We start from the raw sequence: 25,090 nt of genomic DNA on the forward strand, positions 1-25,090 counted from the left end.
GCGCGTGAACCCGGCGGCCGGGACGATCATGCAGGCGGCCGGCGGCGGATCTACCTGGTCGGAATCGACACGGTCACGCAGCCTTCCATACGGTCGACGGCCGGGTGTACGGGCGGCGCGGGCGCGGGTTCACGCAGCCCGATGAAGTAGGTGACCACGCCCTCGAAGTCGCCTCCGAGGCGGACCTGGACGACGTTGGTGGTCGCCGGGACGGGGAACAGGTCACGCGGGGCCGTCGGCCCGCCGCGCTCGTCGTGGGCCGCGGCACCCCGGAGCACCACCTGGACGAACGACTGGCCTCGCACGGCGACGGGAAGGCCAGAGCCGTCCTGGATCAGCGCGGACCGCGGCACATACCGGGCCGTGACGTCCATGGGAGCGGCCGGTTGGAAACCGAACCGGATCAGGTCCGCGTGGGCGCTGGCCGCGTGGACGGTATGGATGCTCGTCAGTACTGGCACGACGGGCGTCGCTGGCGGTCCGCCGGCTCGCGCCGGAACCGTCAGGACGGCCAGGCCCAGAGTGAGAAAGAACAGCGCACTCGCTGCCGTGCACGACCTCTTCATGATTCGCCACCAATTTCCTTTCAGGTCCGGATGTTCCTGCCCGGGCCGTCGCGAGAAAGCCGTGGTGGAAACCGGGCGAGGCGGCGGAGAGCATCCGCCGGCCCGCTGACCAGAAGCCGGAATGAGCGTGTCGCGTGATTGACGTCGGTATGGGTGGCCCACCTCCGTTCGCCGCGCCCAGCATGCGCGACCCCGGAGCCCGCCGCCAGTCGTCCCCATGGCCGTCCACCGCCGGTGGTGGCGACCAGCGGGGCGGGTGCGGCCGGCCGACACCGAAGGGCCGCCACCGGGCCCGACGCCCGCCCTCGAGGATCGCAGCCCGGACGGTATTGACTCTCCCGTTGCCGGAGGGTCGAAGCTCAACCCATGTTCGAACCGGACCCCGTCGTGTCGATCGGTGAGTTCTCCCGCCTCACCTACCTGAGCGTCAAGACGCTGCGGCACTACCACGACGTCGGCCTGCTGGAGCCGGCCTCGATCGACCCGTCGACCGGCTATCGGCGCTACTCGCTGGACCAGGTCTCGCGGGCGCATCTGATCCGCCGGCTGCGGGACCTGGACATGCCGGTGCCGGAGGTGCGCGCGGTCCTGCGGGCGCCCGACGACGGGGCGCGCGACGCGACCATCCGGTCCCACCTGGAGCGGATGGAGGCGGAGCTCGCCAGAACGCGGGGCGTCGTTGCCTCGCTGCGCGAGCTGCTCTCACCCGTACCGGCCGCGCCGCTGGCCGTGACGTTCCTGGACGTGGCGGCGCAGCCGGTCTTCGCCGTACGGGCGACCGTAGCGGCGGCCGACGCGGGTGACTGGTACGCGGACGCACGGCTGCTGCTGGACTCCGCGCTCGCCCACGTCGACGTGCGCGCGGCCGGGCCGCACGGGGCGACCTGGTCCCACGAGTACTTCGAGGACGAGCGCGGCGAGGTCGTGGCGTTCGTGCCGGTCCCGCCCGGCGCCTCGCCTCGCCCGCGGGATGCCGCCGCGGGCGTCGAGGGCGTCGAACTGGCCGGCGGACGGTTCGCCGTCGCCGAGCACATCGGCGGGTTCGACGACTTCGACCGCACGTACGGCGCGCTCGGCAGCCATGTCGTCCGCCACGCGGCCGGCCTCTCGGACGCGATCCGTGAGGTCTACCGCGTCGGGCCGGGCGGCGACGACCCGTCCGCCGCTCGTACCGACGTCTACTGGCCCGTCCAGGCCGCCGCCTGAGAACCGACCCATCCGATCCGACCGACCCATCCGATCCGACCGACCCATCCGACCGACCCGATCTGACCGACTCGACCAACCCGACCGAAAGGGACCTCCGATGTCTCTCGCCATTGCCAACGTGGTCGTCGACAGCACCGACACGCTCGCGCTCGCGCGGTTCTGGTCCGACCTGCTCGGCGCGCCGATCGCCGACGGCGCCACCGCCGACTGGGCGACCGTCACGAGCACGCCGCCGTTCTCCTTCGCGCTCGTCCCGGACAGGAACCCCGGCAAGAACGTGCTGCACGTCGACCTGGCGTCCGCGGACGCCGCGGCCGAGGTCGACCGGGCGGTCGGCCTCGGCGCGAAGCGGGTCGCCGACCACGATGGCTGGACGACCCTGGCCGACCCGGAAGGCAACCTGTTCGACATCGCCGGCCTCTGAACCGCCGGCTGCTGACCTTCCCCTCCGGGACACGCTCCCAGCGCATGATCGTATGGACCAGCTCCTGGGGCAGCCCGTGCCTGTCGGCGAACGTTCCCCGCCATCCCGCGCGGCGTGTAGTCGACCGCGTGGCTGACCACGAGGCGACGCGTCCGCATCGATGGCGCGGCGTGCGACGCGCGTCGCACGCCGCGCGGGCGCTTCACCGCTGGGTGAGGTCGCGCAGGAGCCGCAGTGAACCGAGGGCGGAGACCGGGAGCCGGGCCGTGACCGGCCAGGCCTTCGGTAGCGGGAGGTGCCGCATCGACGGCAGTGGAATCGACGGCAGTGGAACAGGCAGAGGAACACGGCACCGCGGAAGATCGGAGATCTTCTCCGTCCGGTCGTCGCCGTACTCGCTGCGGTGGTTGGCGCAGGCCTCGATGTAGTTCTGCGGGAAGTGATCGGAGATCGTGTAGGGCAACAGCCCGCTGAAGATCGGGATCTGCTCCAGGGGAAACGCGAGGAAGGCCCCACCGAAGCCAAGAATGCTGGGCATCTGGCGGATCGGCCGAGTGCTCGCCGTCCACTGCCCGTCGTAGCGGTACTCGGCGCCGAAGTGGGTGAAGGGGCCGAGGTCGGCGGCCGGTACCCGGGGCACCGGGTCCTGCCGGTAGATGTAGCGAAACACCGGCGCCCGGTACGCCCGCGGCACGGTCGCGTAGCCCTCGTCGATCCCGGCCGGGCCGACCATGGGCTGACCGAAGGTGTAGACGGCCCGCAGCGCCGTACCGAGCTCGTCCTGGTACGCGGGGTCGGTCATGAGCATCAGGCCCATGATCGCTGCCATGGCTCCACCGAGGCTGTGGCCCGTGACGTAGAGCGCCGGTCTTTCGCGGTCGGCGAGCCGCGCGGGCGCGGGTGAAGGCTTGCCGGCGTCCTCCAGGGGCCGCCTCGCCATCGCGAACTGAAGGGTCCGCAGGACCTCGGACCTGGTCGACCGCAGATTCCGGTAGAAGCCGGCGTGCACGGGGTAGGCGCTGCGACCGCCGAGATCGACCAGGCTTGGCTCGCGCGAGTGGATCTCCATGTCCGTAAGCCAGTTCATCAGGCTGGACGGGTCGGTGCCGCGGTATACGAGAATGACGACGTCTCGGTTCTCGCTCTGCACGACGAAAACCGTCGAGCGTATGAGCATGGCGTCGTTTCGCTCGGTGATGATGCGGCACCTGTTGCGGGGCAGGCCCATCCGCACCAGCATGGCGGACAGTGCGTTGATACCCCGCGGCTCGTCAGGGTCGCGCTGGGTGGACTCGACCTCCCCGTACGCGTACCCGGAACAGACCGCCAGAACGTGGCGGACCACGTCATCCGGCTGGTCGTCACGCGCGAGCCCGGCCAGGCGTCGTTCCAGACCTCGATACACCGGGAAATTCTTGCTCTTCACGTCGCGCTTATAAGGTCGAATATCGTCGTAACCCAGAACCTGGGCGTTACTAATCAGCATTTTTCGGCCCTCGAGCTCTGTCCTCGTTTTCCGCGGCCCAGCTTGTCGGCCCCAGTCTCGCGGGCCGTTGCGCGATACGCCGGACGTCGACCGGGCCACGTCCTCGGTGTCGGCTACCCGGTGTCGGCCGGCTGGCTCGCGCGTGAGCGACCGCGGTGCCTGTTGGCCGCCCCGGGCTCATCGGTCAAGGCGCCGGTCCGGGTTCCGGGGGTTGCGGGCAGCGCCTGTATACCGGGTATGCTACTGGGTATACCTCGAAAGGATGGGTGCCCATGAGCGTGCGACATGCCCTGCTGGCCCTGCTGAGCGAGGGGCCGAAGTACGGGCTCCAGCTGCGCCAGGAGTTCGAGGCGCGCACCGGTGAGGTCTGGCCGCTCAACGTCGGCCAGGTTTACACGACCGTCGCCCGGCTGGAACGGGACGGACTGGTCGCCTCCGACGACAGCGAGGACCCGGGGCCGCAGCGGGCCTACCGGATCACGCCGGAGGGGGGCGAGGAACTGGCCGCCTGGCTGCGGACACCGCCGGCGGCAGAGGCTCCGCCCCGGGACGAGCTGGTCATCAAGATCCTGGTGGCGGCACGGCTGCCTGGCGTCGACGTCGCCCAGATCATCCAGGCGCACCGGCGCCACCTGGTCGAGACGATGAGCAGGTTCACCCGGCTGAAGCAGGACGCCACCGAGGACGACCTCGGCCTGCTCCTGGTCGCGGACGCCGAGATCTTCCGGCTGGAGGCGTTCGTGCGGTGGCTGGACGCCGCGGACGCGCGCCTGCGTCACCATGCGCCGGTGGCCGTTTTCCCGGCGGTCCCTTCGACGGCCGAGGGCCCCACCGCCGCGGCGGGGGCGCCGGCACGGCGCGGCTCGGGCGCGAGGGCGGCCCGATGACGACCACCATCCTCGAACTGCGCGGCGTGACGAAGGTATACGGCTCGGGTGCGACCGAGGTGCACGCGCTGACCGACGTCGACCTGACCGTCCGGGCCGGCGAGATGGTCGCCGTGATGGGGCCGAGCGGCTCGGGCAAGTCCACCCTGCTCACGATCGCGGGCAGCCTGGAGCAGCCGACCAGCGGAGAAGTCCTGGTCGAGGGCACCTCGTTCGCCGGCATGTCGGCGGGCGACCGGGCCCGGATGCGCCGCCGGTACATCGGCTACGTCTTCCAGGACTACAACCTGCTTCCCGGCCTGACCGCGGCCGAGAACATCGCGCTACCGCTGGAACTGGACGGGACGCGGGCCAGGAAGGCGGCCGCGGCCGCGCGCCGCGCCCTGGACGACGTGGGCCTCGCCGACCGGGCGCGCAGCTTTCCCGACGAGCTGTCCGGCGGGCAGCGCCAGCGGGTCGCGATCGCCCGCGCGCTCGTCGGCGAGCGCCGGTTGCTGCTGGCCGACGAGCCAAGCGGCGCGCTGGACACCCAGACCGGCGAGGTGGTCATGCGGCTGCTGCGCGGGGCGTGCAAGGCCGGGGCCGCCACGGTGATGGCCACCCATGACGCCCAGCTCGCGGCCTGGGCTGACCGGGTCGTGTTCGTTCGCGACGGCATGATGGTGGACGAGTCCGGCCCGGCGGCCGGCCCGGAGTCGCTGCTCGCCGCGGACGCGCCCCGATGAGCGTGCAGGCGCCACCGCGCCCGCCCGCTCCGACACCCGCTCCCGGTCCCGGGCCGGCCCCGGATGGCCAGGACCGACGCGGCCCGGCCGAGGGCGGGCTGCCGGCCCGGCGGGCGATGGTGCGGTGGGCGTGGCGGATGCTGCGCCGCGAGTGGCGCTCCCAGGTGCTGGTGACGCTCCTGCTCCTGCTGGTCGTGACGGTCGCTGTGGTCGGCGGCACCGCCCTGTACAACGCCCCGCCGCCGTCCGACCCGGTCATGGGCCGGGCCGACACCATCTACATGCTGAGCCCGCGGGACAACACCCAGGCGCTCGCCGCGGACCTCGCGACCCTGCGCGCCCGGTTCGAGGTGATCGACGTCGTCGGTCACACTCCACGGCCGGCCCCGGGCCTCGCGCTCCCGGTCGACTATCGCGCGCAGTCGCCGCACGGGACGTACACCGCCGGGATCCTCGGCCTCGTCCGTGGCCGTTACCCGTCCGGGCCCGGCGAGGCCGCTGTGACCACGGGGATGGCCGAACTGCTCGACCTGCGTCTCGGCGGCAGCGTCGGGCTGGACGGGCACCCGCGGGCCATCGTCGGCATCGTCGAGAACCCCAGCGACCTGAAGGACGACTTCGTCCTGGTGGCGCCTTCGACGGGCCCGCCGCCGAAGTCGGTGTCGGTGTTCGTCGGGGCCGACGTGCGCCACACCGACGACCAGAGCCTGAAGACGCTCTCGCAGCGCATGGGCCATGGGCCGGACCGCCAACGTGTCGTGATCGTCACGCTCATCCTGGCCGGGGCGACGATCCTGCTGCTCCTGGTCGCGTTCGTGGCCGCCGCCGGGTTCGCCGCCCTGGCCCACCGTCGGCTGCGCCAGCTTGGCATGCTCGCCGCCGTCGGCGCCACGGGCCGCCACATCCGACTGATGATGATCGCCACCGGTCTGTTGGTCGGCCTGGCCGGGGCTGTCGGCGGCACCGTCGTCGGACTCGCCCTCTGGCCGGCGGCGACGGGCTGGCTGACGTCGGCCAGCGGGCACCGGGTGGACCGGCTCAACATCCCGTGGCTCCTGGTCGGCGCCGTCGTGGCACTGGCGGTGGGGATGTCGGCCGTGGCGGCGTGGTGGCCGGCCCGGACGGTGTCCAGGCTCCCGGTCACTCTCGCGCTCGCGGGTCGCCCGCCCGTGCCGCGGTCCAGCCGGCGGCCGGCGGCGCTCGCCGTGGTCCTGCTCGCCGTCGGGCTCGGCTGCCTCGCCGCGGGGGAGAAGGACAGCCCGGCGCTGACGGTCGGGGGCACGCTGGCCACCGCGCTGGCGATCCCGTTCGCGGGGCCGTTCGCGATCATGCTGCTCGGGCGGCTCGGCGCCCGCGCCCCAATCGCGGTGCGGCTGGCGCTGCGCGACCTGGCCCGCCACCAGGCGCGGGCCGGGGCGGCCCTCGCCGCGATCAGCCTGGCGCTCGGCGTCCCCGTGGCCGTCGTCGTCGTCGCGACGGACATCCAGGCGACCCCGACGAGCGGGAACCTGAGCGATCGTCAGCTGATCGTCCGCATGGCCCAGCCCGGCGTCCCGGCCCAGGTCATCCCCATCCGGACGGAGTCACAGCTGCGCGACCTGTCGGCGGCGGTCGACCGGATGACGACCGGGCTGCCCGGCCCGACCGTGCTCCCGCTGGACATGGCGTACGACCCGGCCGCGCCAACCGAGGTCGAGCCCGAGGGCGGAGAGCCCGCCCGGCACGCCCAGGAGCTCGAGCTCCCGATGCACGGGCACATGTACGAGGCCGTGTCGGTCTATGTCGCCACGCCGGAGCTGCTGCGGCTGCTCGGCGCCGACCCGGCCGGGATCCCCGCGTCCACCGAGGTGGTCACCAGCCGCGACGGTTCTCTGCGCCGGTTCAGCGCCGACCGTACCGAGGTGGAGCCGTCCACCACCCGGATCCGGGGCAGCGGCTACTCCTCCCTGCCGGACACGCTGTTCACCGCCGGCACGGTGCGTCGCTGGGGGCTCACGCCCGTGCGCGCCGGATGGCTGGTCGAGTCCGCGCAGCCGATCACCACGGCGCAGCTGGCCGCGGCCCGCAGCCTCGCCGCCGAGGCCGGGCTGACCGTCGAGGCCCGCGACGGGCAGGGATCCGTCGGGACGGTCCGGGCCGGCGCCACGGCCGGTGGGCTGCTCGTCGCGCTCGCCGTGCTGGCGATGGCCGTCGGCCTGATCCGGGGCGAGGGTGCCGCCGACCTGCGGACCCTGACGGCGACGGGCGCGACCGCCCGGGTCCGGCGCACCATCACGGCGGCGACGGCGGCCGGCCTCGCCCTGCTCGGGGTGCTGCTGGGAACGGCCGGCGCGGGGCTCGGCCTGCTGGCGGTGTACCGGCACGACCTCGGGGTGTTCGGCCGCATACCGGCGATCTACCCGCTGCTGTTCCTCGTCGGAGTGCCGCTGGCCGCCGCGGTCGGCGGCTGGCTCATCGCTGGGAGGGAGCCGGCGAACATCGCGCGCCGCCGCGGGGACTGACAGCGCCTGGGCAGGACAGCGGGCCGGGCGTTCAGCCGGCCCGAACTCCGTCGGCTGAACGCCCGTGCTGGTCACGCTGGTTGGCCCGATTTCAGCGGTCCCTGTATGGGCAGACTCGGCGTGGGTCGGCTGTGCCCGCGAGGTGAGTTCTCCGGCGCAGCCGGCGGACAGGGGTTTGCTGTATGCGCAGGCGAAGTACGTTATGAAGACCGGCGGTTGGTCGGCGACGCGCCACGTCGCGTTGGCTGGCCTGGTTTATCTCGTTCTCGTGGCTTTGTGCGCGATTCTTCTTCCGTCACATGCGGGTGCCGTGGTCGCTGGTTCCGCGGCCGCTGTCGTGAGCCTGGCGACGGTGGGCTGTCTGGCCTGGACGGCCCGGCGCGCCCAGGGGGCTGACCGGCGGTGGCGACTGCTCATCGAACTGACGCTGGTCCCCTTGGTCTTCGCGCTGGCCTGGCACATCAGCTGGCAGGTTGAGCACGGATCGGCCCACGCGACCCGCCTGCCCAGGTCGGCCGAGGCTTTCCTGCTGATCGTTGCGCTGGCGCTGGCCGGCGTGTTGACTTTCCCTACCGATCCACTCGATGCCGCGGATCGTCGCGTCGGTGAGGGCCGGGCGGGGCGCCGGTGGTATGCGATCACGGTGCTCGACAGCGTGGTGGCCGTCGGTTCCGTCGTGCTCGTCGTGTGGCCGACCCTGTTGGCGCCGTTGGTCCAGGCGCGGCATCTTGACAGCGGCGCCTTGGTGAACTCGGTGGGATCGGTCGTCGGTTTCCTGCTCCTGGTGGCGGGTGTCCTGCTCCTGGCGACGTTCCGACGGCCTCGGTCGGGGCTCGCGCTGGCGCTGCTGGGCGCGGGTCTCGGCGCGATGATGCTGTACTCGGCCATCAACCTGATCTTGACCGTCCAGGGTAGTAGCAGCATTTCACCGACCATGGACGTCCTCGCTGTCGCCAGCTGGTTGCTGATCCTGCTGGCCTGTCTGGTTCCGGTGCCGAGCTCGGCCGCGTCCGTCCGCCGCCGCGATCCGCGGATCCTGTGGCTGCAGGCCGCGCTGCCCTACCTGGCGCTGGGCGTCGTCGGCGGGCTCGCGATCGGCGAGCTGATCGCCGACGGCGCCGTCGGCCGCGTCGAGACCTATGGTCTGCTCGGCCTGCTGTTCGTGGTTGTGATCAGGCAGATGGCGATGCTGGGCGAGAACACCCGGCTGCTCGTGTCGGTCCGGGCGAGCCAGCAGGAGCTGCATCACCAGGCGTTCCACGACCCGCTCACCGGCCTGGCGAACCGGGCGCTGTTCGCCGACAGGATGGAGCAGGCGCTCGCGTTCCGGGACGGCCGGCCGTTCGCGCTCGTGTTCTGCGATCTCGACGACTTCAAAAGGGTCAACGACACGCTCGGCCATGACATCGGCGACGAGCTGCTCCGGATCACCGCGGCCCGGCTCCGCAGCGCCGTCCGGTCCGAGGACACGGTCGCCCGGCTCGGCGGGGACGAGTTCGCGCTGCTCGTCGAGGGCGGCCATGACGACCCGGAGACGGTGGGCACACGGCTGGCCGCGACGATCCGCGCGCCGTGCCTGCTGGCGGGCCGCTCCCGGCCGGTCGGTGCCAGCCTCGGCCTGGTCATGGCCGACCCGGCCCGGCACCCGGTGGCCGACTCCCTGCTGAGGGACGCGGACCTGGCGATGTACGCGGCGAAGCGCCAGGGCAAGGGCGGGCTGGTCGTCTACCGGCCGGACCTGTCCACGCCCGAGTCGGCCCCGCAGATCCGCGCCCATCTCGATCAGGCGCTGCGCGGCGACGATCCCGACAGCGTCCTCGGAGTCCACTACCTGCCGGTGGTCGATCTGCGCTCCTCGCGGACGGTCGGTCTCGACGCCGCGCCGTGCTGGAGCCGGCCGCGGACGGGGCAGTTCTCGTCCGAGTCGCTCTACCGGCTCGCGGACGAGGCCGGGCTGAGCCTGCCCCTGCTCGACGTCGTCCTTCGCCAGACCTGCCGAGACCTGGCGGCGCGCGGCGCTCGCCCCGCCGACGCGCCCGCCTTCGTCACCGTCCCGATGAACCGCGACCTGGAGCAGACACCTGTCGCCGGCATCGTGGACCTCCTCGTCGACCACGACCTGCCCCCGCGAGCGATCATCCTCACGCTCACTGGCACCTGTGGCCAGCCGGACCTGACCGCCGCGGGCCCCATCCTGCGACGCCTCGCCGCCCGCGGCGTCCGTCTCGCCCTCGACGGGGTCGGCGGCGAGGCGAGCATCTTCGCGGCCTGGCAAGCCCTGCCCATTGAGATCATCAGGCTTGACCGGAGTCTCACCCGCGCCGGCGACGCGTCGGCTCGGGAGCGTACCGCTCTGGTCCGGGATGCCATCCTCGCCGCCGCGGCCCGGCTCGACCTCATCGTGATCGCCACCCACCTCGGCGAGCCGGCCCAGGCCCGCGAGCTCGCCGCAGCCGGCTGCCACCTTGGCACGGGCCCCCTCTACGGCCCGCCGCACCCGATGAACGAGGTACCCGCGGCCGTCGACCTCGGCGAGGCCGCCGGCGCGCGAACGCGCGACTGGCGTCAGCCGGTGGGTATTGGCCGCGGTGGCGGCGGCCCGATGTAGCGGGCCGCGGGGCGGATAATCTTGCTGTCCATCGCCTGCTCCAGGATGTTCGCGCTCCAGCCGACGGTGCGTGCCGCGGCGAAGGTCGGCGTGAACATCTCCCGCGGCAGCCCGCACAGCTCCATGACGACGCCGGCGTAGAACTCGACATTGGTGTGCAGCTCGCGGCCGGGTTTCAGCTCGGCAAGGATCGCCACGACCTGCTTCTCCGTCGTGACCGCGAGGTCGACCAGCGCGCCGCCCATGCTCTCGGCGATCTCCCGCAGCATCCGGGAGCGGGGGTCCTCCGTCCGGTACACGGCGTGCCCGAACCCCATGATCCGATCGCCGGCGAGGACGCGCTCGCGGATCCAGCCGTCGATGCGGTCGGGAGTGCCGATCGCGTCCAGGGTGTCCAGCGCCCGGCTCGGCGCGCCGCCGTGCAGCGGGCCGGACAGCGCCCCCAGCCCGCCCACCAGGCAGGCCACCAGGTCGGCGCCGGTCGACGCGATCACTCGGGCCGTGAAGGTCGACGCGTTGAACCCGTGGTCGATCGTGGCGATGAGGTACTGCTCGACGGCGCGGGCCCGGTCGTCGGTCGGTTCGACGCCGGTCAGCATGTAGAGGTAGTTGGCCGCGTATGGCAGATCGTCCCTCGGCTCGACGGGTTCCAGCCCGTGCCGCAGGCGGTGGAGCGCGGTGAGCAGGGTGGGGACGAGCGCCGTCGCGAAGAGCGCGTCGTCGAGCCGTTCGTCGGGGGTCAGGTCATAGAGCGGGCGGATGCCACGGGCCCCGGCGGCGGCGGACAACGCCGCGCCGAGAGAGGCGAGCGGCCTCGCGTCCTTCCCGGACTCCGCCAGGACGGGAAGCAGCTCTCGGAGTGGGCCGGGAAGGTGGCGAAGGGGCGCCGTCCTGGCCTGGAAATCGGCGCGCGCGACCGCGTCGGGCAGCCGCCCGAAGAACAGCAGATGCCACACGTCCTCGAACGTCCGCTTCCGCGCCAGTTCCACGGCCGAGTACTCGCGGTAGTGGTAGAAGCCCTCGCGCCCGCGCACGTCGCCGAGCTCGGTATCGGTGACGACGACTCCGCTGAGGCCCCGGGGCACCGTGACCGTCGACGACTCCCGCACGGCGGTCGAGCCGCCCGGTTCTGTGGTGATCGACATCATTATCTCCTCCGATCGTCACTCTGCGATCATTGATAAATGTTGTCAACGTTGATTACAGTCAACGTGACTTGGGAGACAGGTCGAGGTGGGGAGTCCTCAAGGGGAGGAGTCCTCACAGTGGCTCGAAGGGGAGTCGGAGTGGCGGACGATCGTCCCCGCGCGCGGGACGGCCTGGCGCTCGCCGTCGGCGAGGGCGGCGGCCAGGAGCGCGACCAGAAGCGTGACCAGGAGACTGGCCAGGAGAGATTGACGACCCAGCAGGTCGCCGACCTCCTCGGGGTGAAGACGCAGACGGTGTACGCCTACGCGAGCCGAGGCCTGCTGACCAGCGAGCCGGCTCCGGACGGCCGCGGCAGCACCTTCGACGCCAGCCAGGTCGAGGCTTTGGCCGGCCGGCGCCCGCGGGGCCGGGCGCGGGCCGCCGACCCGGCCGAGGAACAGTTGACGGCGCACACCGGGATCACGCTGAGTGAGCGCGGCCGGCTGTTCTACCGCGGGCGCGACGCCGTCGAACTGTCCACACGGCAGGGTTTCGAAGCGGTCGTCGGCTGGCTGTGGGACCTCGGTGAGGACCTCGGCGACGGCCGTGGCACGAGTCCCGGTGACCCACGCCCCGTCGATCTGCGCGCGTCGGACGAGGTGGTGTCCGCCGTGAGGCGTAACGGCGCGACGCTGCCGGCGCACGTCCGGCTGAATGATCGGCTGCGGGTGGCCGTCGCGGTCGCCGCCTCCGCCGACCCGCTGCGGTTCGACCTCCGCCGGGAGAACGTGCTCGCGAGAGGCGCCGCGGTGATCTCGGTGATGGTGGAGTCGTTGCCGCTGGCAGGCACCCGCCGAGCCACCGAGCCGCCGGGCGTCTCGCTCGCCGAGCGGCTCTGGCCCAGGCTCGCGCCCGGACCCGGCCCCGGCGGCGCGGACGCCGTTGCCTGCCTGGACCGGGCGCTCGTGCTGCTCGCCGACCACGGCCTGGCCGCCTCGACGATGGCCGCGCGGGTCGCGGCCTCGGCCCGGGCGAACCCCTACGCGGTGGTGTCCGCCGGCCTCGGCGCGCTCGACGGCCCGCTGCACGGCGCCGCCAGCGGGCTCGCCCACCGGATGCTGACGGATGTGCTGGCCAGCGGAAACGCCATCGGGGTCGTCTCCGACCACCTGCGGTCCGGGCTGCCGATCCCCGGCCTGGGCGCCCGTCAGTATCCGGGGGGCGATCCGCGGGCCCGGGCGCTGCTGGAGTCGGCGCGTCGCCTCCCGGGCGCCGACGAGATCTTGTCCGCCGTGGACGCGGTGGTGCGGGCCGCGGCCGGGAGCGGCGAGGCGCACGCCAACATCGACCTCGCCCTGGCCGCGTTCACCCTGCTCGCCGGAATGCCCACGGAGGCCGGGGAAGTGATCTTCGCCGTCGCCCGCACCGCCGGCTGGATCGCGCATGCCCTGGAGGAGTACCGGGAGCCGGCGCTGCGCCTGCGCCCCCGCGGCGTCTACACGGGCCCCCGCCCGGCACTCTGATGCTCACAGTAGAACTGGAGAATGGAGGAAGGCACGAACGGCCAGCGGCTCCGATATGCCGACGGTGTTCTCGGTGGTCCGGACGAGGCGGAACGCGTCCGGCTCGCCGCGATGGCCGAGGTCTGTGACCCGACGACGATTCGCGTCTTCGGCGATCTTGGCGTCGACGCCGGCTGGCGGTGCCTGGAAGTGGGCGCTGGCGGCGGGTCGATCGCGGTCTGGCTGGCAGGACGTGTCGCCGCCGCCGGCCACGTCGTCGCGACCGACGTGGACATCCGCTATCTGGCCGAGCTCGCCGCCCCGAACCTGACCGTCCTGCGCCATGACGTGACCCGGGACCCCGCACCCGACGGCGGGCCGTTCGACCTCATCCACGCCCGGTTCGTCCTGGAGCATCTTCCCGAACGGGAGGACGTCCTCGACCGGCTCCTGACCTGGCTGAGGCCCGGCGGCACGATCGTGCTCGAGTCGATCGCCCGGTTCCCCGTCGACTCCGCACCACACGCGCCGTTCCGTGACGCCATGCTCGGCATCGACCAGGCACTCGCGAAGACCATTGGCACGGATTCCGGCTGGGCACGTGGCTTCCCCGGTCCACTGGTGGCCCGGGGCCTCGCCGACGTAGGGATGACCGTCCAGCTACCGACCACCGGCGGCGCCAACGCGTCCGCGCGGTGCTGGACCCTGACGTTGAGCCGCCTGCGTCCGCATATCCGCCGTCTTGAGCTCGCCTCGGATGCCACGCTGGACGAGGCGCTTGACCAGCTCGCCGATCCATCCTTCTTCGACGTCGCCTTCGCGACCGCCATCGCCTGGGGCCGGGTGCCGGTTTCCGGCTACGGAACCAGTTCGCAGGCGTGACGGCGGTAGAGCCCCGTCCGGAGAGATGGTGATCGCTGGTGGTGCATGGGACCGGGCGTCCGCCTGACCGCCGGGAGCGGCTCCGAAAGATCCACGAAATGCCTCGACCCGCGCTACCCACCAACCCCGACAATCGAGAATGCTGTCGGATTCTGCGGCCACTGGCATAGGTGTACCGCGTATCGAAGGTTGCCAGTGCCGCGTCCGGGACTGTTTCACGGGACACTCCCCGCGTCCGGCGACATTCGTCCCGGCAACCCCGCCCCTGGCGGCGATTGATCGCTACCCGGCTCATAGGTGCGTGCCGCCAGGTCGCCCACCTGGTTGAGCGTGTAGGCGAGGTTTTGGGCGGTGGTGAGGGTTTGGGGGTGGTCGTGGCCGAAGGTGTGGCGTTGCCGGGCGAGGGTGTCTTCGTTCAGGGTTCGTGCTGCCTGGTGGTCGCCCAGCTGAATGAGCGTGTAGGCGAGGTTTTGGGCGGTGGTGAGGGTTTGGGGGTGGTCCGGGCCGAGGGTGTGGCGTCGTCGGGCGAGGGTGTCTTCGTTCAGGGTTCGTGCTGCCTGGTGGTCGCCCAGCTGAATGAGCGTGTAGGCGAGGATGTGGGCGGTGGTGAGGGTGTCAGGGTGGTCCGGGCCGAGGGCGCGGCGTTGCCGGGCGAGGGTGTCCTCGAACAGGGTGCGGGCCGCCTGGTGGTCGCCCAGTTCGATGAGCGTGCACGCGAAGTTGTAAGCGGTGGTGAGGGTTTGAGGGTTGTCGTAGCCGAAGACTAGCCGTCGTCGGGTGAGAGCGTTGTCGTACAGGGTGCGGGTTTCCTCGCTCAGGATGCGCATCGCCTGGTGGTCGCCCAGCTGGTTGAGCGTGTAGGCGAGGTTTTGGGCGGTGGTGAGGGTGTCGGGGTGGTCCGGGCCGAGGGTGTGGCGTCGTCGGGCGAGGGTGTCCTCGAACAGGGTGCGGGCCGCCTGGTGGTCGCCCAGCTGAATGAGCGTGTAGCCGAGGTTTTGGGCAGTGGCGAAGGTGTCGGGGTGGTCTTGGCCAAGCGTGTGGCGTTGCCGGGCGAGGGTGTCCTCGTTCAGGGTTCGTGCTGCCTGGTGGTCGCCCAGCTGAATGAGCGTGTAGGCGAGGTTTTGGGCAGTGGTGAGGGTTTGGGGGTGGTCGTGGCCGAAGGTGTGGCGTTGCCGGGCGAGAGTGTCCTCGAACAGGGTGCGGGTGCCCTCGTAAAGGGCTCGTGCCGCCTGGTGGTCGCCCAGCTGGTTGAGCGTGTAGGCGAGGTTTTGGGCGGTGGCGAAGGTGTCGGGGTGGTCGTGGCCAAGCGTGTGGCGTCGTCGGGTGAGGGTGTCTTCGGCCAGGGCTCGCGCCGCCTGGTAGTCGCCGAACACGATGAGCCCGTAGGCGAGGAGGTGAGCGTCGGCGAGGGCATCAGGGTGGTCGTGGCCGAGGGTGCGGCGTCGTTCGGCTAGGCGCAATCCGAGCTGCAAAGGCTCCGCAGGGTCCTTGAGTACGTCAGGATTTGTCGGGCTGGATATGGTCGAGTCCGGGCGCGACGGCGTCGTGCCTGGGAGCGTCGGCATGGCCGGGCCAGCCGACCGGGCGGCGGCACTCGCAAGGAACACGGGGTTTGCCGGAAACAGTGCCAAAGCCGCCGCGAACAACCGTGCGGGACCGTCTTTCACAAGCCCGTTCGTCAGCAGGACCGACACCGCGCCCCAGAATCCGTAGGCATCGGTCGCTGTCCAGGACGGATGCCGGCGAGTTGGCACGCCTGCGGTCGCCAGCACGTGTCGCGCACTGAACGGATCCGGGAACACGTCCGCGAACGCCCCGATCTCGTGCTCTGACAAGCCGCTCATCGGCAGCCACCCCCCGTCGCCCCGACCTAGGCCGCCAGCTGTGCTACGCCAACGACCCCGACTGAATCATTCCATCAGGAGCGGGATAACGCCGCGCACCAGACGGGCTGAACCGACACAGTCCGCGTCTGGCTGCCCGATCCACGTGGGCCGGACCGGTCCACGGTGGACTCGTCGACCGTCCAGGATTCAGGCAACGGCGCTCCAGGAGTCTGGATGCCGTGTGACCTGAGTCACCAATCTCGCTATGGTTCGCCGTTTTACTGCGGTGATTGGCTGAGGCCATGGCTGGCCAAGCGTCCGAGAGCCCCTTGCCGGCCGCCCTGATGTCACCTGGCGGGCACGTGATGCGAAGATCGGAAGGGTGACCTCCGAGGCTTCACCGAGGGCAGAGCAGTCGTACGCCGACCACGACCCCGCCGCGCACCACCCGCATGAACAAGCAAACAACGACGCGGTGGGGCAAGCGGCGATGGTTCGATCCACGTTGATCCTCATTGGCTACTGGGCCGGCGAACGCGCCGAGGGCTGGCCTTCACCGGAGGATTTCATCGACGTGGGCTGGGACGTCGACGAGCGGGACGTCGTCGGGAACTACCTGCGGCGCGGGTTCGTCGCCCGCGCCTACATGGGCCTCTCGCCATGCCGGATCTGCGGTCGCCACAACGGCTCCCTTGAGCTGAGCGACGGAACCTACATCTGGCCCGAGGGACTGGCACACTACGTCGCCGACCACGGCGTACGTCCTCCTGAGCCGTTCGTCTCCCATGCGTGGGCAATGATCGATGCGTTCGAGGCGGCTAGGCGCGACGAATCCTGGTGGCGCAGCCAATACCACTGACCACATAGAGATCTGCACGGCGTGACCACCGCGGATGGCCGCGGTGATCGACCACGGCGAAGGTCTGCGCCGGGCCGCGGGCTGGCCAGGTGGGCAGGGAGGTGCAGCCCCCAGCGGTGCCGGCACCGTGTCACACTGCCCACCCGCCCCGCCACCCCCGAAGATCGCCAGATCTGTAGCCGAATCCGAACCACGAGCCCTCGCTAATTCGGATTGCCGTACAGACCTGGCGATCAAGCGCATTCATCGCCGTCTGGTGGGTGTGGGCGTCAGCGTGGTCCAGCGGCCGGCCGTCCTGTGACCTGGACCATCATTTGCGATGTGGTTAGCCGTTTCGCTGCGGCGACTAGCCAATGGCAGTACCCGCAAACAGAGGGCCGCCGGGCTGGCCAGGCAGGCAGGCAAGTAAGCAACCCCTAGCGCTGCCGGCGCCGCGTCGGACACCGTCCGCCCGCCAGCCGCCGCTGAAGATCGCCAGATCTGTAGCCGAATCCGAACTACGGAGCCTTCGTCAGTTCGGATTGCCCTACAGATCTGGCGATCAAGCACGCTCAGCACCGTCCGATCGGCGCGGGGGTCGGCGTCGGGGTGGTCCGGCGGCCAGCTTGGTTGTGACCTGGGCCACCATTTGCGATGTGGTTCGCCGTTTCGCTGTGGCGATTGACTGGACCTGCGTGGATCTTGCGGCCGGGCCGCCGTCGGCAGGGGCTTGATCACCATCTGTGCCTTCCAGTGGTCGTGATCCGGTCTCGCGGACAACCACCGGAGGGTGGAAACGGCGATCAGCGACCGACGCGGCGCACCGCGCCGCCCGGAGCGGGTCTGTCGCGGTGAAGGATCCGCCGATCCGCCGATCCGCCATCGGCCAGCGCATGACATGCGCCATCGTTCACCAAACGGCACTGCACGGGATCAGCAGGTGCTGTGGAACAGTCCGCCAACCGGCTCTGCCTCGGCGAGCCGGTTGTAGATTTCGACCGCCTCGGTGGTTTCGGCGACGTGGACCACGACCCCGTGCTGCTCCAGCAGCGTAAGCGTCGCCTGGTCCGTCAAAAGGCGAAGTTCCATGCCGCGCGACAGTACGACCGTTGTCGCACCATGGGCTAGGAGTTCCTCGACGTCGGCCGGCTGGATCCCTGGTTCGTGCCGGGTACCGGTCTCCGACCAGTCCCAGTCTCGCCCGCCGCCCGGGTAGAGCTTGAAATCCTTACCCGGTGCCAGCCCCTTGACCCGCATCTCACCCCACGAGACATGCAGGATTCGAGGTGACTGGCTCACCGACTCGGCCACGGCCGTCCTCTCCTCGGTTGCCCGACATGCCAGCCAAGGATCATCCAGCGAGGCTGTTGACCCCGCAAGAGGTAGGGGTCCGGAGATCTGCCGCCGACCACCTCCGCAAGATCCACGGGAAAGATCCTGGAGCTGCCCCGAACCGTCGCCTTGCCTCGGCCGGCTGAGGCAAGAGACCCATCTGGTGCGGCGACACTGGTCCGGTCACACGATTGCCTGGCAGATGCTGGCCAGCCCCATCGCGTGATCGGCCGCCCATTGGGCGCGCCGAGGAAGCGTGTCAAGGACGTCATCGACGTCGCATGGCGCGGAGTCGAGAAGCGCCTCCTCGACCCGGCCGAGTACCTGGTCGCGCTCCAGCTGGGAGAAGGCAAACGCCGCCTGAATGTCCGGTAGCGCTGCCGTGAGCTGGCTCGGGGTCAGGATGAAGTTGCCGAGGAATCCGGGCAGCAACCGGGCGCGCGCTGGTCCGATCGCGTAGAACAACGCCTCGGGAGCAGGCCGTCGACGGGTGACCTGCACATCGGTGAGCACTTCCGATGTGCATTCGTGGGCGAAGGTCCAAAGCTCTTGCCAGCAATCGTGGGTGACGGCGGAGAAGATCTCGGCGAACGACGCGTCCGGCTGGCCGTGGTCGAGCCAGCGCTGCCAACCCGCCTGCAGGTCCTTCCGGGACGCGTATCCGTCGAACAGACTTGTCCAGATGGGGCCCCACCTGTCCAATACCTGGGCGTCAACGGCGGAGACCGCCCACAACATGCTCACGCTCACGTCGGCACGGTACGTCACGGATCTGTCGCCGGCGTCCGGGGATCTCTCGACGCCGGGCCAGTACCCGCTGCGCCAGGGGTGCGGGCGGCTGGGTAGTCACCCCCCAGGTGCAGCGTGGCGGCGAGGTTGGCGGCGACGAGACAGTCGATCACACTCGGCAATGATGTAGTCCACGTCGCCATTCTGTATACGGTTCGCCGTTTCGCTGCGGTCGATGACCGATGGCAGATGACAGCGCTCCGCCACATCGAACACCGCCGGTCTCCAGATGGCGACGTCCACGGGGCGCCGACCGCTGGGCTCCGCACCCTGCCAACCAGCCAGACCTCCGCGCTCGACAACTTTGATCGCCAGTTCTGTATCCGGATCCGAACTGGCCACGGCCCGGAGTTCGGATCCGGATACACATCTGGCGATCTTCGAAGGCGGGGGGTGGGATGAGGCTGGGAAACAGCGCCGGGGCGGGTTGGGATCGGCGCCGCGGGGTGTCGCTGCCTGCCTGGCGTCCGTGCGGTCGCTACGTGGCCCGGCGCCGGCGAGATCCACATCGCCGACTGGTTTGCGGTTCGTCGTTTCGCTGTGGCGACGGACGGATCTGTGCGGATCTTGTGATCAAGCCGCCGTCGACAGAGACTTGATCACTGTTTGCGCCCTCCGGTGGCCGTGATCCGGGCCCGCATACAGCCATCGGAGGGCAGGAACGGCGATCAGCGACCGCCGCGCCGCGCCGCGCCGCGCCGCGCCGCGCCGCGCCGCGCCGCGCCGCGCCGCGCCGCGACGCGCCGACCGGGGTAGGTCCACCGTGGTGAACATCGCGGTTGCGGTCAGGGCCGGCGAGGGAGGAAACAGGTGAGGGAGTTGTTCCCGCCCATCGAGCCGTACGCGCATGGCTTTCTCGATGTCGGCGAGGGCCACCAGATCTACTGGGAGACCAGTGGCGACCCGGACGGCAAGCCCGCGTTGTGGGTGCACGGCGGCCCTGGCAGCGGCGGACGCCGTGGCAGTCGCCGGATGTTCGACCCCGACGTCTATCAGATCGTCCTGTTCGACCAGCGCGGTTGTGGCCAGAGCCGGCCCCATGCCGCTGATCCGGCCGTCAGCCTGGAGCACAACACCACCGAGTACCTGATCGCCGACATGGAGCGGCTGCGCGAGCACCTTGGCATCGAGCGGTGGCTCCTCTATGGCGGCTCGTGGGGCTCGACGCTGATCATCGCCTATGCCGAGCGTCACCCCGACCGGGTCTCGGAGGTCATCCTTGTCGGCGTCACCATGACCAGGCCCGAGGAGATCGACTGGCTCTACCGCGGTGTGGGCCGTTTCCTGCCCGCCGAGTGGGAAGCCTTCCGCGATGCCTTGCCGACGGCGTACCGGGATGGCGATCTCGTCGCCGCCTACAACCGACTGTGCAACAGCCCGGACCCGGCGGTCCGGATGAACGCGGCGCGGTCCTGGTGTGCATGGGAAGACGCCGTCATCGCCCACGAGACGCTCGGAGCCCCGGGCCAGTACGGCAGCAAACCCGACGATGCGCTCCTGGCGTTCGTCCGCATCTGTACGCACTACTTCGCCCACGACGCCTGGCTCGAGGACGGCCAGCTGCTACGCGACGCCCACCGGCTGGCCGGCATCCCGGCGGTGTTGGTCCACGGCCGGCTCGACCTCGCCAGCCCGCTCAAGACCGCCTGGGACCTCGCCACGGCGTGGCCCGACGCGGAACTGAAGGTCATCGCCGAGTCCGGACATACGGGCAGCCCCGCTACACAAGAAGTGATCATGAAAGCGGCTGAACGGTTCAGCCAAGCCGACGCTGGCCCACGGCGCTCGTCCGGCCAATCGAGGTGAACTCTGTCGGCGGCGGCACCATCGGCGGCTGCCGATGGTGCCGCCCGATGCGATCCAGACCGCCATTCGGGATGTGGTTCGCCGTTTCGCCGCGGCGATTGACCGAATCTGTGCGGTTCCTGTGACGGGGCCGCCGCCGACCGGGGCTTAATCATCGTTTCCGCCCTCCGGTGGCTGTGATCCGGTCCCGCGGACAGCCACCGGAGGGCGGAAACCGCGATCAGCGATCAGCGATCAGCGACCGGCGATCAGCGACCGGTCGGCGCGGCGCACCGCGCCGACCGGAGCAGGTGATCGCGGTGATGACTCTCGGCCAGCCGGCCCCTGGCGTGCGCCGCGATTCACTATTTGTTCGCCGTCTCGCTGCGGGCTGACTGCTACGTCTATCTGCGGGTGAGCCAGGCGCGAGGCTGCCGGCCGGCGATGAGCCAAGCCGGCCCGCAGCGTTCCACTCGGCCAGCAGCACCTCGCGCGGCCGCTGCCAGACACCGGCCTTGTGCCAGTCGCGCGGCCGCAGGTCGAGAAGATGACACCTACCCGGATGTATACGATCATGTGGGCATGCCGGAGCAGATTCCCGATCACCTCGACTTTGTGGGCCGCGGCTGGCATCCGTTACTGAGACACCTGCACGAGCAGTTGCTGGCCGTCAGCCCCACCTACAGCGTCCAGCAGGTCAAGGAGAAGTACGGCACCCTGCGTGTCCAGCTCTACACCGGCATGCTGCGCCACCTGAACATGGGGAACACCGACTGGCCCGACCCCGATCAGTCGGCACGCTACAAGGCGGAGGACGACGCGGCGATCGCCCTCGTCCACGCCGCCGAGCAGGAGTCAGCCAGGATCTGTGAGGCCTGCGGCGATCCAGGCGAACCCCGTCAACGCGCCTGGACCAAGACCCTCTGTGACAACTGCGCAGCCCACCGCTGAGCTCGCCATTTTGCTGCGGCGATTGACCGAACCCGCGCGGACCGGTGACCGGGCCGCTGCCAACAGGGACCTGATCGCCGCTTGTGCCCGCCGGTGGTCACGATCTGGCTCTGCGGGCAACCACCGGCGGGCAGAAGCGGCGATCAGCGACCGTGCGACGTACAGCGCCGATTCGGAGTGAGTCCGCCCCGATCACAGGACCTGAACGGGGCCGCGCGAGCCGCATCCGACGTCCGTCGACACTGGCGACGTCCGGACAGCGGGTCGCCTCAGCGGTTGCGGCGCCCGGCGCTCAGGGCCTCGACGGTCTTGGTGATGCGGGTCTGGCGGGTCTCGGGCTTCTTGGCCTCGGTCACCCACCGGACCCATTCCTTGCGGTGCGAGAAGGCGAGCTGGTCGAAGGTCGCCTGCGCGGCGGGCGCGCCCGCGATCGCGGCCGCGAGGTCGTCGGGAACCTCGACGACCCGTGGGGCGGCGTCGAGTGCCAGTTCCACGTCGACCTCGTCCCCGGCGGACACCCCGGCCGCGCTCCGGTTCTCGGCGGAGAGCGGTATGAGATACCGGCCGCCCATGGGCGCGACCGTGGTCCGGTAGGTGTGCGGCCCGATCGTCACGGTGACCTTGGGCCGCTTGCCGCTGTTCAGCTCGGTGACGACGTCCGCGGGCACCTCGATGCCCGTCGCCGTGTTGCCATGCAGCTCGACGGTCGCGCGGAATCTCACCCGTATGAGTATGGCGGCGCCGCGTTTCTCGACGGTCGGCAGTCCGAAGGGGACGGTCAGAAGGGGGCGGTCAGAAGGCGCCGGGATGGACGGCGCGCATGGCGTCGTCGAGGATCCGGTCCAGGGGAGCCTGGCCGTTGTTCCTCTTCCAGGCGCCGTTCGCCGCCTCCAGGCAGGCGAGCGCGGCGCCCACTACCGCTGTGGCCAGCGTGTCGACGTCCGTGCCGGAGCGGGCAGGGGCGAGGCGGGGCGCGACGAGCGGGATGAGCCGGTCATGCCACCTGCACTGCTTCTCCAGGTGCCGGGCCCGCAGGTCGGGATTGCCGTCGACCAGCTGACGGAACGCGAGGGCGTCTCGCGGGTCGCGGGCGGGGTAGGCCAGCAGGACGTCGAAGGCGCGGCGCAGCGCGGTCCAGGCATCCTCGTCCGCGGGCCGGGCCGCCAGGGCGTCTACGAGTGTTCCGCCGACGCTGTCCAGATCGCCGAGAACGACGTCCTCCTTCGACGCGAAGTAGCGGAAGAAGCTGCGGCGGGAAATACCGGCGGCGGCCGCGATCTCGTCGACCGTCGTCGCGTCGTAGCCCTTGCTGGCGAACAGGTCCATGGCGACGGCGAGCAGCTCGGCGCGCACCGCCCGGCGGGTGCGCTCGCGTAGGGGGAGCGCCGTCGCCACCTGAGCCGTCATGATCGCAGTATACCCGGTGCCATAATCGCGGCCTGATATCAAGAGTGGCACTCGGTGTCGTGCCGGGCGTAGAGTGCCGATGCGCGTGGGGCGGACGCGCTCGGCCGGACGGCGAGACATATCCAGCGGAGCGGCCGGTCTGCCAGCCGGGTCGCCGACAGCCTGGCTCGACTCTCGACGTAGAGGAACGCGACGTACGCGACGTAGAGGACACGGGATGCGTGAGGCGCCGGACGGCACCGACTGGGTGCTGTGGTCGGGAACGCTCGGCCTGAACAGTCCGCTCGAGCGGCGGATCGACGCCGCCGTCGCCGGCGGGTTCCACCGCCTGTCGATTAGCCCGCTCGACGTGGCGCTGGCCGAGGAGGCGGGCACCAAACCCGAGGATCTGGGCCTGCGGCTGCGCGACGCCGGCCTGGGCATCGTCCTTGACGGGTTCATGAACTGGTACGAAGGCGAGCCGATACCGGCCGCCCGGTCCGTCGCCTTCACCGCCGACGAGGTGCTGCGCATGTGCGAGGCGCTCCCGGCCGAGTCGCTGACGGTGTTCTCCCGGCCGGCCTGCGAACTGCCGCCAGCGCAGGTCGCCGCGTCGTTCGGCCGGCTGTGTGACCGTGCGGCCGACGTCGGCACCCGCGTCCAGCTGGAGTTCCTCGCGATGATGGCGATCAGCGACCTGCCGGCCGCCGCGGCCGTCGTGGCGGGTGCCGACCGCGCGAACGGCGGCCTGGTCCTCGACACCTGGCACTTCTTCCGCGGCAACCCCGACTACGCCGCGCTCGAGGCGCTCCCGAGCGGGCGGATCTTCACCGTGCAGGTGTCCGACGGGGGAGCCGAGCCGCGGGGGACCATCGCCCAGGACACCTTCCACCGGCTGCTGCCCGGCGACGGCTGCTTCGACCTTCTCCGGCTGTTCCGGGCACTCGACCGGATCGGCGCGCTCGGCTCGCTGGGGCCGGAGGTCATCTCGCCCGCCACGGAGGCCATGGTCCCGCGCGAGGCCGCCCGACTGGCCAGAGACCGGGTACAGGCCCTGATCGACGAGGTGTCCGGCAACGTCACGGAAGAGGAGTGAGCAATGGGAGACGACCGCGGAGCCGCGGACTTACGACACCGGCCCACGCCCTCCGTCGCGGTGGACGCTTCATGATCGCGGCACGGTTACACGCCAACGAGGACGTGCGGATCGAGGAGATTCCCGAGCCCGAGCCGGCCGCCGGCGAGGTGAAGATCGCCGTGGCTCACAACGGGCTGTGCGGCACGGACCTGCACGAGTACTTCTCCGGGCCGCGGGCCTGCACGACCACGCCGCACCCGCTCACCGGCGGGGTTCTGCCCCAGATCCCGGGTCACGAGTTCGCCGGAACGGTCACCGCCGTCGGCGAGGGCGTCACGGACGTCGCGGCCGGCGACCAGGTGTGCGTGGAACCGCTGTACTCCTGCGGTGACTGCGACCGTTGCCAGGCCGGGCTGCCGCAGCTGTGCCGCCAGGTGATGACACACGGGTTGTGCTCACACGGGGGCGGCCTGGCCCAGTTCACCGTCGTTCCCCGGGCGATGGTGCACGCGATTCCCGACTCGATGTCCCTGGCGGACGCCGCGCTCGTGGAACCGATGTCGGTCGCCTTCAACGGTGTGCTCCGCTCCGGAGCCCAGGCGGGTGGGTCCGCCCTCGTGCTCGGCGCGGGACCGATCGGGGTCGGTGCCGTTCTCGGCCTGCGCGCCGTCGGCGTGGACGACATCCTGGTCGTCGAGCCGGTGGCGGCTCGCCGCGCGGCCGTGGCGGCGCTCGGCGTCGCGCAGGTCCTCGATCCGGGCGCCGTCGACGTCACCGACGAGGTGCGCGGCCGGACGAAGGGGCGCGGCCTCGACGCGGTCGTCGACTGCGCCGGTGCGCCCGGGACGTTCGCGCTCGCGCTGGCCGTGCTGCGCGCGCGGGGGCGCTACGTCGGGGTCGCGTTCTCCGACCGGGAGGTGAGCTTTCCGGCCTGGGTGCTGGCCCGTGGCGAGATCGAGCTCACCGGGTCGCTGGGATACGCCCCGGGGGTGTTTCGGCGGGTGATCGACCTGATCGCGGGCGGTGCGTACCCGACGGCGGGGTGGGTCGAGCACGTCGATCTCGACGATCTTCGTGCCGCGCTGCTGGACCTGCGGGCCGGCCGGCGGATCAAGGTCCTGGTCGACCTGCCCGCGGCCTGACGCCCGCCCGCCTCCGCACCCTCCGCACCCTTCGACCTTTCTCAC

The 25,090-nt window shown here is 70.9% G+C and carries 21 protein-coding genes; 13 read left to right on the forward strand and 8 right to left on the reverse strand.

Going from position 1 to position 25,090, the window contains the following annotated elements; translation table 11 throughout:
• Positions 1-50: 50 nt before the first annotated feature.
• Positions 51-566: an AMIN-like domain-containing (lipo)protein gene (locus tag FRCN3DRAFT_RS0216490; protein WP_007517627.1), complete on the reverse strand. Its 516-nt coding sequence runs from the start codon at positions 564-566 to the stop codon at positions 51-53.
• Positions 567-932: 366 nt separating this feature from the next.
• Here FRCN3DRAFT_RS0216490 and FRCN3DRAFT_RS0216495 point away from each other — a divergent pair, with 366 nt between their 5' ends.
• Together FRCN3DRAFT_RS0216495 and FRCN3DRAFT_RS0216500 are read left to right on the forward strand one after the other, a co-directional pair.
• Positions 933-1,772: a MerR family transcriptional regulator gene (locus FRCN3DRAFT_RS0216495; RefSeq protein WP_007517625.1), complete on the forward strand. Its 840-nt coding sequence runs from the start codon at positions 933-935 to the stop codon at positions 1,770-1,772.
• A gap of 100 nt (positions 1,773-1,872) precedes the next feature.
• Positions 1,873-2,199, forward strand: a complete 327-nt coding sequence (locus FRCN3DRAFT_RS0216500; RefSeq protein WP_007517624.1) for a VOC family protein — start codon at positions 1,873-1,875, stop codon at positions 2,197-2,199.
• Positions 2,200-2,401: 202 nt separating this feature from the next.
• Here FRCN3DRAFT_RS0216500 and FRCN3DRAFT_RS0216505 read toward each other — a convergent pair whose 3' ends face one another.
• Positions 2,402-3,625, reverse strand: coding sequence for a lipase family protein (locus FRCN3DRAFT_RS0216505; protein WP_198535986.1), 1,224 nt, complete (start codon positions 3,623-3,625; stop codon positions 2,402-2,404).
• Positions 3,626-3,957: 332 nt separating this feature from the next.
• On the opposite strand from FRCN3DRAFT_RS0216505, the gene FRCN3DRAFT_RS0216510 reads away from it, so the two are divergent.
• The 4 genes from FRCN3DRAFT_RS0216510 (at position 3,958) to FRCN3DRAFT_RS0216525 (ending at position 10,406) form a co-directional block, all read left to right on the forward strand.
• On the forward strand, positions 3,958-4,572 hold the full coding sequence (locus FRCN3DRAFT_RS0216510; RefSeq protein ID WP_007517621.1) for a PadR family transcriptional regulator: 615 nt from the start codon (positions 3,958-3,960) through the stop codon (positions 4,570-4,572).
• Positions 4,569-5,297, forward strand: coding sequence for an ABC transporter ATP-binding protein (locus FRCN3DRAFT_RS0216515; RefSeq protein WP_007517619.1), 729 nt, complete (start codon positions 4,569-4,571; stop codon positions 5,295-5,297). The genes FRCN3DRAFT_RS0216510 and FRCN3DRAFT_RS0216515 overlap by 4 nt, the downstream gene beginning before the upstream one ends.
• Positions 5,294-7,798, forward strand: coding sequence for an ABC transporter permease (locus tag FRCN3DRAFT_RS0216520; RefSeq protein ID WP_007517617.1), 2,505 nt, complete (start codon positions 5,294-5,296; stop codon positions 7,796-7,798). The genes FRCN3DRAFT_RS0216515 and FRCN3DRAFT_RS0216520 overlap by 4 nt, the downstream gene beginning before the upstream one ends.
• Before the next feature lie 310 nt (positions 7,799-8,108).
• Positions 8,109-10,406, forward strand: a complete 2,298-nt coding sequence (locus FRCN3DRAFT_RS0216525; RefSeq protein WP_232794062.1) for a putative bifunctional diguanylate cyclase/phosphodiesterase — start codon at positions 8,109-8,111, stop codon at positions 10,404-10,406.
• Here the strand turns inward: FRCN3DRAFT_RS0216525 and FRCN3DRAFT_RS0216530 are convergent.
• Positions 10,364-11,551: a citrate synthase/methylcitrate synthase gene (locus tag FRCN3DRAFT_RS0216530; RefSeq protein WP_051466915.1), complete on the reverse strand. Its 1,188-nt coding sequence runs from the start codon at positions 11,549-11,551 to the stop codon at positions 10,364-10,366. The two genes, FRCN3DRAFT_RS0216525 and FRCN3DRAFT_RS0216530, sit on opposite strands and share 43 nt — an antisense overlap.
• Positions 11,552-11,692: 141 nt before the next feature.
• On the opposite strand from FRCN3DRAFT_RS0216530, the gene FRCN3DRAFT_RS0216535 reads away from it, so the two are divergent.
• Together FRCN3DRAFT_RS0216535 and FRCN3DRAFT_RS0216540 are read left to right on the forward strand one after the other, a co-directional pair.
• Entirely contained in the window at positions 11,693-13,057 is a 1,365-nt protein-coding gene (locus FRCN3DRAFT_RS0216535) for a citrate synthase (protein ID WP_232794063.1), read from the forward strand.
• A gap of 21 nt (positions 13,058-13,078) precedes the next feature.
• Positions 13,079-13,918, forward strand: coding sequence for a class I SAM-dependent methyltransferase (locus tag FRCN3DRAFT_RS0216540; protein ID WP_007517609.1), 840 nt, complete (start codon positions 13,079-13,081; stop codon positions 13,916-13,918).
• A 215-nt stretch (positions 13,919-14,133) separates the two neighbouring features.
• Here FRCN3DRAFT_RS0216540 and FRCN3DRAFT_RS0216545 read toward each other — a convergent pair whose 3' ends face one another.
• Complete coding sequence (locus FRCN3DRAFT_RS0216545) at positions 14,134-15,762, reverse strand: tetratricopeptide repeat protein (RefSeq protein WP_007517607.1); 1,629 nt, start codon at positions 15,760-15,762, stop codon at positions 14,134-14,136.
• Between the two features lie 364 nt (positions 15,763-16,126).
• On the opposite strand from FRCN3DRAFT_RS0216545, the gene FRCN3DRAFT_RS0216550 reads away from it, so the two are divergent.
• On the forward strand, positions 16,127-16,603 hold the full coding sequence (locus FRCN3DRAFT_RS0216550) for a hypothetical protein (RefSeq protein WP_198535987.1): 477 nt from the start codon (positions 16,127-16,129) through the stop codon (positions 16,601-16,603).
• A 912-nt stretch (positions 16,604-17,515) separates the two neighbouring features.
• On the opposite strand, the gene FRCN3DRAFT_RS0216555 is transcribed toward FRCN3DRAFT_RS0216550, so the two are convergent.
• On the reverse strand, positions 17,516-17,893 hold the full coding sequence (locus FRCN3DRAFT_RS0216555) for an Mth938-like domain-containing protein (RefSeq protein ID WP_007517605.1): 378 nt from the start codon (positions 17,891-17,893) through the stop codon (positions 17,516-17,518).
• Between the two features lie 204 nt (positions 17,894-18,097).
• A complete protein-coding gene (locus FRCN3DRAFT_RS54095) occupies positions 18,098-18,664 on the reverse strand; it encodes a hypothetical protein (protein WP_131803646.1) in 567 nt (188 codons plus the stop codon).
• An 849-nt stretch (positions 18,665-19,513) separates the two neighbouring features.
• Between FRCN3DRAFT_RS54095 and pip the strand changes: the two genes are divergently transcribed.
• A complete protein-coding gene (pip, locus tag FRCN3DRAFT_RS0216565) occupies positions 19,514-20,509 on the forward strand; it encodes a prolyl aminopeptidase (RefSeq protein WP_007511865.1) in 996 nt (331 codons plus the stop codon).
• Positions 20,510-21,070: 561 nt separating this feature from the next.
• The gene (locus FRCN3DRAFT_RS0216570) at positions 21,071-21,439 is read left to right on the forward strand and encodes a TraR/DksA C4-type zinc finger protein (protein ID WP_007511866.1); all 369 of its coding nucleotides are present in this window, start codon (positions 21,071-21,073) and stop codon (positions 21,437-21,439) included.
• 269 nt (positions 21,440-21,708) lie between these two features.
• On the opposite strand, the gene FRCN3DRAFT_RS0216575 is transcribed toward FRCN3DRAFT_RS0216570, so the two are convergent.
• Together FRCN3DRAFT_RS0216575 and FRCN3DRAFT_RS0216580 are read right to left on the reverse strand one after the other, a co-directional pair.
• Positions 21,709-22,161 carry a YdeI/OmpD-associated family protein gene (locus FRCN3DRAFT_RS0216575; RefSeq protein WP_007511867.1) on the reverse strand — a complete coding sequence of 151 codons (453 nt, stop codon included), beginning with the start codon at positions 22,159-22,161 and terminating at the stop codon, positions 21,709-21,711.
• A 70-nt stretch (positions 22,162-22,231) separates the two neighbouring features.
• Positions 22,232-22,846 carry a TetR/AcrR family transcriptional regulator gene (locus FRCN3DRAFT_RS0216580; RefSeq protein ID WP_007511868.1) on the reverse strand — a complete coding sequence of 205 codons (615 nt, stop codon included), beginning with the start codon at positions 22,844-22,846 and terminating at the stop codon, positions 22,232-22,234.
• A 217-nt stretch (positions 22,847-23,063) separates the two neighbouring features.
• Here FRCN3DRAFT_RS0216580 and FRCN3DRAFT_RS0216585 point away from each other — a divergent pair, with 217 nt between their 5' ends.
• On the forward strand, positions 23,064-23,921 hold the full coding sequence (locus tag FRCN3DRAFT_RS0216585; RefSeq protein WP_007511869.1) for a sugar phosphate isomerase/epimerase family protein: 858 nt from the start codon (positions 23,064-23,066) through the stop codon (positions 23,919-23,921).
• A 71-nt stretch (positions 23,922-23,992) separates the two neighbouring features.
• A complete protein-coding gene (locus FRCN3DRAFT_RS0216590) occupies positions 23,993-25,045 on the forward strand; it encodes a 2,3-butanediol dehydrogenase (RefSeq protein ID WP_007511870.1) in 1,053 nt (350 codons plus the stop codon).
• Positions 25,046-25,090: the final 45 nt, after the last annotated feature.

The organism is Pseudofrankia saprophytica (genome assembly GCF_000235425.2).
GTDB classification, from domain to species: domain Bacteria; phylum Actinomycetota; class Actinomycetes; order Frankiales; family Frankiaceae; genus Pseudofrankia; species Pseudofrankia saprophytica.

What these genes read in the sequence shown, in the direction of transcription:
- FRCN3DRAFT_RS0216490 (WP_007517627.1), bottom strand. Translation starts at nt 566, where the DNA reads ATGAAGAGGTCGTGCACGGCAGCGAGTGCGCTGTTCTTTCTCACTCTG.
- FRCN3DRAFT_RS0216495 (WP_007517625.1), top strand. Translation starts at nt 933, where the DNA reads ATGTTCGAACCGGACCCCGTCGTGTCGATCGGTGAGTTCTCCCGCCTC.
- FRCN3DRAFT_RS0216500 (WP_007517624.1), top strand. Translation starts at nt 1,873, where the DNA reads ATGTCTCTCGCCATTGCCAACGTGGTCGTCGACAGCACCGACACGCTC.
- FRCN3DRAFT_RS0216510 (WP_007517621.1), top strand. Translation starts at nt 3,958, where the DNA reads ATGAGCGTGCGACATGCCCTGCTGGCCCTGCTGAGCGAGGGGCCGAAG.
- FRCN3DRAFT_RS0216515 (WP_007517619.1), top strand. Translation starts at nt 4,569, where the DNA reads ATGACGACCACCATCCTCGAACTGCGCGGCGTGACGAAGGTATACGGC.
- FRCN3DRAFT_RS0216520 (WP_007517617.1), top strand. Translation starts at nt 5,294, where the DNA reads ATGAGCGTGCAGGCGCCACCGCGCCCGCCCGCTCCGACACCCGCTCCC.
- FRCN3DRAFT_RS0216530 (WP_051466915.1), bottom strand. Translation starts at nt 11,551, where the DNA reads ATGTCGATCACCACAGAACCGGGCGGCTCGACCGCCGTGCGGGAGTCG.
- FRCN3DRAFT_RS0216540 (WP_007517609.1), top strand. Translation starts at nt 13,079, where the DNA reads ATGGAGGAAGGCACGAACGGCCAGCGGCTCCGATATGCCGACGGTGTT.
- FRCN3DRAFT_RS0216545 (WP_007517607.1), bottom strand. Translation starts at nt 15,762, where the DNA reads ATGAGCGGCTTGTCAGAGCACGAGATCGGGGCGTTCGCGGACGTGTTC.
- FRCN3DRAFT_RS0216570 (WP_007511866.1), top strand. Translation starts at nt 21,071, where the DNA reads ATGCCGGAGCAGATTCCCGATCACCTCGACTTTGTGGGCCGCGGCTGG.
- FRCN3DRAFT_RS0216580 (WP_007511868.1), bottom strand. Translation starts at nt 22,846, where the DNA reads ATGACGGCTCAGGTGGCGACGGCGCTCCCCCTACGCGAGCGCACCCGC.
- FRCN3DRAFT_RS0216585 (WP_007511869.1), top strand. Translation starts at nt 23,064, where the DNA reads ATGCGTGAGGCGCCGGACGGCACCGACTGGGTGCTGTGGTCGGGAACG.
- FRCN3DRAFT_RS0216590 (WP_007511870.1), top strand. Translation starts at nt 23,993, where the DNA reads ATGATCGCGGCACGGTTACACGCCAACGAGGACGTGCGGATCGAGGAG.